The sequence below is a fragment of the Treponema sp. R6D11 genome (assembly GCF_054786075.1).
This window is the reverse complement of record NZ_BDHD01000084.1, coordinates 1-7,843: the sequence shown is the minus strand read 5'-3', so window position 1 is coordinate 7,843 and position 7,843 is coordinate 1. Positions and strand designations below refer to the sequence as shown.

The window sequence follows — 7,843 nt, the reverse complement described above, 5'->3', positions numbered from 1 at the left end:
CACTTATTAGGTGTAATTAACGATATTCTGGATATGTCCAAAATTGAAGCTAATAAGTTTGAACTTTCTTTTATTGAGTTCCATTTTGAAAAGATGCTCCAACGGGTTGTAGATGTAATAAATTTCCGCGTGGAAGAAAAGAAGCAAAAATTTACCGTGCATATAGACAACAATATTCCCGAAACTATCATCGCGGACGACCAGCGGCTTGCTCAAGTTATTACCAATCTTATAGGAAACGCGGTAAAATTTACGCCGGAAAAAGGTTTCGTCAGTCTTAACACAACGTTTTTAGGAGAAGAAAACGATATTTGTACCATACAGATTGACGTAGGCGATTCTGGTATTGGCATCAGCGAAGAACAGCAGAAAAATCTATTTAAGTCGTTTCAACAGGCGGAAGCCGATACATCGCGTAGATTCGGCGGTTCCGGTCTTGGTCTTGTTATTTCACGTAACATTGTGGAAATGATGAACGGAAAAATGTGGGTTAATTCAGAACCGGGAAAAGGCTCCGTCTTTTCTTTTACGATAAAGGCAAAGAAAGGCAACCAAGCAAAACGAAAGCTCCTTGCGGACGACGTAAAACGGGAAAATTTGCGTATTCTTGCGATAGATGACGATTCTGATATTTTAATGTATTTTAAAAACATAACTCAGCAGCTTGGCGTAAACTGCGACACCGCCGAAAGTGGAGAAGAAGCGATTAAAATGATACAGCAAAAAGGCGGTTACAATATTTATTTTATAGACTGGAAGATGCCCGGCATGGACGGAATAGAGTTGACAAAAAAAATCAGGGAATATTCTACCGATTCGGAACACTCCGTAGCGGTAATGATTTCCGCAGTCGAGTGGAATGTTATTGAGGCTAAAGCCAGACAAGCAGGTGTTGACAGTTTCCTGTCCAAACCCTTATTCCCGTCTACTGTTGCCGATATGATAGACAAATGTCTGGGGGTAGAGCATAAAAAAAAGAAAGAAGAAGAAAAACCCGATATTAACGGGCTTTTTGCCGGACGGCGCATACTTCTTGCGGAAGACGTGGAAATAAACCGCGAAATAGTGCAGGCATTGCTTGAGCCGACTCAACTGGAAATAGACTTCGCTGAAAATGGCACAGAAGCCGTCAGTAAATTCAAAGCATCGCCGGATAAATACGAATTGATTTTTATGGACGTACAAATGCCAGAAATGGACGGCTACGAAGCGACGCGGCGTATTCGTGCGCTTGAAGCGGAATTATATTCCGCTTCAAGCGCTTCGAGTTTAACCGAAGGTGAAACTCGAAGCAATTATGGAAATTTGCGCAAGCAAATACCCATAATTGCAATGACCGCTAACGTATTTAAAGAAGACATTGAAAAATGCGTCGCGGCGGGTATGAACGGTCATGTTGGTAAACCTTTGAATCTTGATGAAGTTCTGGATAAATTAAACAGTTATTTAAGTCAATAAGAGGGGGGTAAATTATGCGTATTAAGATACCTAGAATTTTCCCAAAACATCCCTTGTATATTCAGTTGTTTTTTACAGGGTTCGCATTTGTATTGATGATCCTTTTAAGTTATTTTTTTGTAAACAGAATTGTAAGGGACAATTTAGTACGCAATACGGATAGTGTGCTTGATTTTGTACAAGCCCAAATTGAAACCGATATTGCGGAAATGCGCGCTACATTGAGTTCTTTTTCGCAAACCGTGCGAAGTATGGTCATAAACGGAGAAAGTTCTGACAAGATAATGAATTACACCAATAACATATCAATTTTTTTAAGCTCAATGGAAAAAAGCAGATTGTCCATCAACGGTGTTTACGCTTATATTGAAAAATTTCCCGGCGGACCTGCTTTTTTTAGTGACTTTAATACATTGTTGCCGGACGACTATTCGCCGCCGGATCGTCCGTGGTACAAAGCAGCTATTGCGGCTAACGGAGAAATTGCGGAAACAAAGCCTTACTTAGATGTGGTAACAAATGAACTTGTTATAACTTATTCATGCAATATTTATGATGATAAAGGCGTTTATTTGGGCGTTACCTGTATTGATGTTTACATTAACTATATTGGCGAGAAAGTTATTGATACGCTTCATGAAAAAAACGGTTACGGATTTTTAGCCGCTCAGGATTTAACTCTGCTTTCTCATTCCAATCCCGACTTTTTAGGAATGAAAATATCCGATCCTGAAATTCCTTTTTCAGTATTGTCAGATAAGCTTTTGGAGAAAGGAGCAATTTCAGAGACTCCGTTGGTAAATTGGAAAGGGGAGAGAACTATTTACTTTGCCCGAAAACTTCCTAACGGCTGGTATTTGGGTTTTTTTGCGATAAGAAGCGTCTATTATCAGAAAGTAAGATACATGGCGGTAACTTTAAGCGCGCTTGGTATAGCGCTTGCCACAGTTTTGATTATGGTATTGATTAAGCTTGATACCGCCAGAAATAAATCGGACATAGAAAGCAGGCATAAAAGCGCGTTTCTTGCCAACATGAGCCACGAGATACGCACGCCTATGAATGCAATAATTGGTATGGTTACAATAGGAAAAACCGCTCCAGATATTGAACGTAAAGATTACTGCTTTGATAAAATAGAAGAAGCTTCACACCATTTGCTTGGGATAATCAACGATATTTTGGATATGTCAAAAATTGAAGCCAATAAATTTGATCTTTCTCCTGTGGAATTTAATTTTGAAAAGATGTTACAGGAGGTAGTGAATATTATCAATTTCCGTATAAATGAGAAGAAACAAAAATTCTTTGTACACGTTGACAAAAATATACCCAAGATGCTAATAGGTGATGATCAAAGACTTGCTCAAGTTCTTACAAATCTTTTGAGCAACGCTATTAAATTCACTCCTGAAAAAGGCTCTATTACTCTTAACACGCGCTTTCTTAAAGAAGAAAACGGCATTTGTACTTTACAAATCAGCGTAAGCGATACGGGGATAGGTATAAGCCAAGAGCAACAAGCGAAACTGTTCCAATCTTTTGAGCAGGCGGAGTCCAACACAACGCGCAAATACGGAGGCACGGGTTTGGGGCTTGCTATATGCAAAAGTATAGTAGAAATGATGAACGGAGAAATATGGATAGACTCCGAAGTTGGAAAAGGTTCAACATTTGTCTTTAATATTCAAATAAAACGCAGTGTGGAAACTACAGGCAAGAATATGAGCGCGGACAAACAACAGGAAGAAAAAGTACAGGAGAATATTGCTGGTATTTTTGCCGGACACCGGATACTTCTGGTGGAAGATGTGGATATTAACCGCGAGATTGTTCAGACTCTGCTTGAACCTACGCAGTTACAGATAGACTGCGCGGAAAACGGCGTGGAAGCCGTCCGAATGTTTAAGGCAACTCCCTACAAATATGATCTTATCTTTATGGATATTCAAATGCCCGAAATGGACGGCTACGAAGCTACCCGCCAAATCAGAACCTTTGAGAAAGAACAAAATGCCGATGCGAAAGGAGTTCCGATAATCGCAATGACCGCTAACGTATTTAATGAAGATATTGAAAGATGCGCTAAAGCCGGAATGAACAGCCATGTAGGAAAACCGATAGACATTAACGAGGTAATGTTAAAATTAAAGACATATTTGACTTAAAGCGTTGTTTAATGTTTTAACCGCTCAACTATGGCGTCAATAAATTCCCATGAATTATAAACTCTATCCGGATGAGGGTCGGCAAGTTTTGCCAAATCACCCGTCATTATTCCGTCTTCTATCGCGCCGATAACCGCTTCTTCAAGGCTTTTTGCAAAATTCGCAAGATCGGGCAATTTGTCAAGTTCCGCGCGTTTTGCCAGAGCTCCGCTCCACGCGAAAATAAGCGCGGTTGGGTTTGTGCTTGTTTTTTCCCCTTTTTTATAGCGATAGTAATGCTGTTGAACAGTCCCATGAGCCGCTTCATATTCAAAAACACCGGAAGGAGAAACAAGAACGCTGGTCATCATGGCAAGGCTTCCCGTCGCGCTTGCGATCATGTCGCTTTGAACATCGCCGTCGTAATTTTTGCACGCCCACAAAAATCCGCCTTCGCTTTTTATAACACGCGCTACAGCGTCGTCTATCAATGTGTAATAATAATCAATGCCGGCGGCTTCGCATTTTTCTTTATACTCGGTTTCGTATATTTCATTAAAAATAGCTTTAAAACGACCGTCGTATGTTTTGGAAATAGTGTCTTTTGTAGCAAACCAAAGAGGAAGTTTTTCCGAAATTGCGTAAATAAAACAGGCGCGGGCAAAATTCTTAATTGAGTCATCAAAGTTATGCACTCCCTGAACTACGCCCTTCCCGTTAAAATCGGCTACTTTTATACGGCGTTCTGTTCCGTCGGTTTTTGTGTAAACCAACTCTACCATGCCTGGCTCGTCAATTTCCATTTCAGCTGCTTTGTAAATATCGCCGTAAGCATGGCGACCTATAACAATGGGGGCTTCCCATGTGGTAACGGACGGCTTTATACGGCTTACGGATATTGGCTTGCGGAATACAGTCCCGTCGAGTATTGCCCTGATTGTAGCGTTGGGGCTTGGGAGCAGGGATTTTAAGTTATATTCTTCTTTCCTTGCTTCATTTGCAGTAATTGTAGCGCATTTTACCCCTACGCCCAGCTTTTTTATCGCTTCCGCTGATTTTATTGTTATTTCATCGTTGGTATTATCTCTGTTTGTAAGGCTAAGATCGTAATATTCGGTCTTTAGATTGATAAAAGGCAGCAGTAATTTGTCTTTTACAACCGCCCACAAAACGCGAGTCATCTCATCTCCGTCAATTTCGACAATGGGGTTTGTCATGTTTATTTTCGCCATAAGTACAGTATAGCGATGTTTTAGTGGAATGTATAGTAGGACATTTTTGTTTTTTACTGTGTTTTTTATAAGAAAATATGTTTTTAACTTTAAAAATAAAAAAAATTGTAAATATAAATCGCGATTTTACGATTCTTTGCCGAAAATAAGGCATTCTTTTTATAAAAAGGTAGGATAAAATGAGAGAAAAAATCATTACGGAAATTCTGGCAGGTATGGCTGATATTATTACAGTGGAACAGTTAGCGGAATTACAGCGCGTTTTAACGTACTCAATTTACAATTACGAAATAAAAGAGCGGGAAACGCCTGTTTTACGCGGCAAAAAAGAGGACGATCTGCTTGCGGTTTTTATCGCGGCAAAAAGAATCGAAGGTTGTTCTGAAAAGTCCTTAAAATACTACCATTCCACCATAAGTTATATGCTTAAAATCGTAAACAAACAGGTATGCCAAATTAATACCGACGATCTTCGCTGTTATTTGGCTGATTATCAGAAAGAACGAAACTCAAGTAAAGTAACCGTTGATAATATGCGGCGTATTTTTTCCAGTTTTTTCAGTTGGCTGGAAGACGAGGATTATATCTTAAAAAGCCCCGTGCGGCGAATCCATAAAATTAAAACAGATAAAACAATCAAAGAAACATTATCTGATGAAGGGCTTGAACTTTTGCGGGACGTATGCGAGGAAATCCGCGATTTGGCAATGATCGATTTATTAACATCGACTGGAATGCGCGTAGGCGAATTGGTAAGGTTAAACCGCGAAGACATTAATTTCCATGAGCGCGAATGTGTGGTTTTTGGCAAAGGCGGGAATGAGCGGCTTGTGTATTTTGACGCAAGAACAAAAATCCACCTTTTGGATTATCTGAACAGCCGCACGGACAATAATCCCGCTTTATTTGTATCGCTTACAATGCCCTACGGCAGGCTGATGATTGGCGGAATAGAAACGCGCCTTCGCGAGATTGGAAAACGGGCGGACTTGTACAAGGTTCACCCTCATAAATTCCGAAGGACGCTGGCGACAAGAGCCATTGACAAAGGAATGCCCATAGAGCAGGTTCAACGCCTTCTTGGTCATGTTAAAATTGATACGACAATGCATTATGCGATGGTTAATCAGGTAAATGTTAAAAATTCGCACAGGAAATTTATAGGGTAGTAAAAACTTTATTTTACCTTTAAAATAGCCTCTTCGATTGACATTTCTACATTGCGCCTTTCCGCAAGATCGCGCAAAGTAATTGTGTCGCTAAGCGGATTGTCGCCTGGTATTATCACATAACGCAGTCCCTTTTTTTCGGCGAGTATATATTGTTTAACAAGATCGAGTTTATCCGTAAAAACTTCGCAGGGTATTCCTTCTTGACGCAATCTTCTCGCCAACGCCTGATACTGCCCCGATTTTTCAGAATCCGCGCAGGCTATGGCGACGCGGCAGTTATTTTGCGTGGGTAATTTGTTAAGGACCTCAAGGGCGGCAAGAAGGCGGTCAAGACCGATTGACGAGCCGACACCGCTGATTGAATCCTTGTCTTTGGAATACAATCCCGCTAGGTTGTCATAGCGACCGCCTGAGCAAATTGAGCCAATATCGGGAAGTTCGTTTAAAAATGTTTCAAATACTACGCCGGTGTAGTAATCAAGCCCGCGAGTTATCGAAGGGTCAAGAACAAATGGGTCGGCGTTTTTGTTTTCGTAAGAGGTTTCTTCAAAGGCGCAAGTTTCAATCATATACCGATGCAGAGAAGCCAACCGCTCTGATTCGGGACAACTGCCGCCGGACAGCTCCGTTATGCGATTAAGCGTTTCCGTAAAACTGCCTTTTGCCCCTATAAATTCAATAATTTTTTCAGCGTTTTTTCCGCCTACAAGCTCTGTTAAAGTTTTTTTTGTTTCATCTGCGCCCACTTTTGAAAGTTTATCGACAGTGCGAAGAATATCGGCTGATTTTTCGCTCTGTCCTATGTGTGAAAGAAAGCGGTTAAAAAGCCCCCTGTGGTTTACATGAATAGTGATGTCTAGCCCCAAGTTTAATAGGGCAGTGCGGATTAAAAATAAAATCTCAAAATCAGCCGGCGCACTGTCGCTGCCTATGATGTCAAAATCGCACTGTGTAAATTCGCGGTAACGTCCCCTTTGCGTGTTTTCGCCTCGCCACACCTTGCCGATATGGTAGCGTTTAAATGGGAATGTAAGCTCCGCTTTATGCAATGCTACATAACGGGCAAAGGGTACTGTTAAATCAAAACGAAGGGCGACATCACGCTCTCCGTTGTCTTTGAACCTGTAGATTTGTTTTTCCGTCTCTCCGCCGCCCTTGCCAAGCAGGATTTCAGCGTATTCAAGAGCGGGAGTATCAATGGGAACAAATCCAAAAGAACGGAACGTGTTTTCGATATTTTCGATTAATCCGCGGCGGACAATTTCCGTATGCGGGAGAAAATCTCTAAACCCTTTAAGAACCTTAGGTTCAATGTAAGTTGCCATACTGATACTATATTTTAATCTTCAAAAACAGGCAAGGTATTCGGGATAGTATACTTTAAGTTATTTGCGTATACTATCAGTATGTCAGACGATGCTATGCCTGTTAAAACAGAAAAGTTTATAAAGATGACCACTTACCCTGTGGAAAAGAATGTACTTGAGCTTGCGGGACCAAGTATTTTAATCATGTTGATTTCCGCTATCTACAATGTAACCGACACTTTTTTTGTCAGTTCTTTGGGGACAAGCCAAGTGGGGGCAGTCGGCATAGCGTTCCCCCTTATGGCTATCATTCAGGCAATGGGTTTTTTCTTTGGACAAGGGTCGGGAAATTATATGTCGAGGGCTTTGGGCGCGCAAAAGAACGATGACGCTTCCCGCATGGCGGTAACAGGGCTTGTAAGCGGTTTTATTGTTATGGCGGTAATTGCATTTACAGGGCTTGCGCTGCTTGGGCATTTGGCTGAGTGGCTCGGAGCGACGCCTACCATAAAACCGCACGCAAAGGA

6 protein-coding genes are annotated in these 7,843 nt (G+C 41.2%); 4 read left to right on the top strand and 2 right to left on the bottom strand.

The annotated features are described in order from the left end of the window. Together ACYVTD_RS08205 and ACYVTD_RS08200 are read left to right on the top strand one after the other, a co-directional pair. Positions 1–1,458 (top strand): response regulator (locus ACYVTD_RS08205; protein ID WP_461247290.1); only part of this gene is annotated, 1,458 nt, incomplete at its 5' end. 14 nt (positions 1,459–1,472) lie between these two features. After that, on the top strand, positions 1,473–3,626 hold the full coding sequence (locus ACYVTD_RS08200) for a hybrid sensor histidine kinase/response regulator (protein WP_461247289.1): 2,154 nt from the start codon (positions 1,473–1,475) through the stop codon (positions 3,624–3,626). Between the two features lie 8 nt (positions 3,627–3,634). Here the strand turns inward: ACYVTD_RS08200 and ACYVTD_RS08195 are convergent, their stop codons facing one another. Then, the gene (locus tag ACYVTD_RS08195; RefSeq protein WP_461247288.1) at positions 3,635–4,837 is read right to left on the bottom strand and encodes an NADP-dependent isocitrate dehydrogenase; all 1,203 of its coding nucleotides are present in this window, start codon (positions 4,835–4,837) and stop codon (positions 3,635–3,637) included. A gap of 179 nt (positions 4,838–5,016) precedes the next feature. On the opposite strand from ACYVTD_RS08195, the gene xerA reads away from it, so the two are divergent. Then, a complete protein-coding gene (xerA, locus tag ACYVTD_RS08190; protein WP_461247287.1) occupies positions 5,017–6,006 on the top strand; it encodes a site-specific tyrosine recombinase/integron integrase in 990 nt (329 codons plus the stop codon). An 8-nt stretch (positions 6,007–6,014) separates the two neighbouring features. Here the strand turns inward: xerA and hisS are convergent, their stop codons facing one another. Further along, a complete protein-coding gene (hisS, locus tag ACYVTD_RS08185; protein WP_461247286.1) occupies positions 6,015–7,334 on the bottom strand; it encodes a histidine--tRNA ligase in 1,320 nt (439 codons plus the stop codon). Positions 7,335–7,415: 81 nt separating this feature from the next. Here hisS and ACYVTD_RS08180 point away from each other — a divergent pair. After that, the coding region (locus ACYVTD_RS08180; RefSeq protein ID WP_461247285.1) for an MATE family efflux transporter at positions 7,416–7,843 on the top strand (428 nt) is incomplete at its 3' end.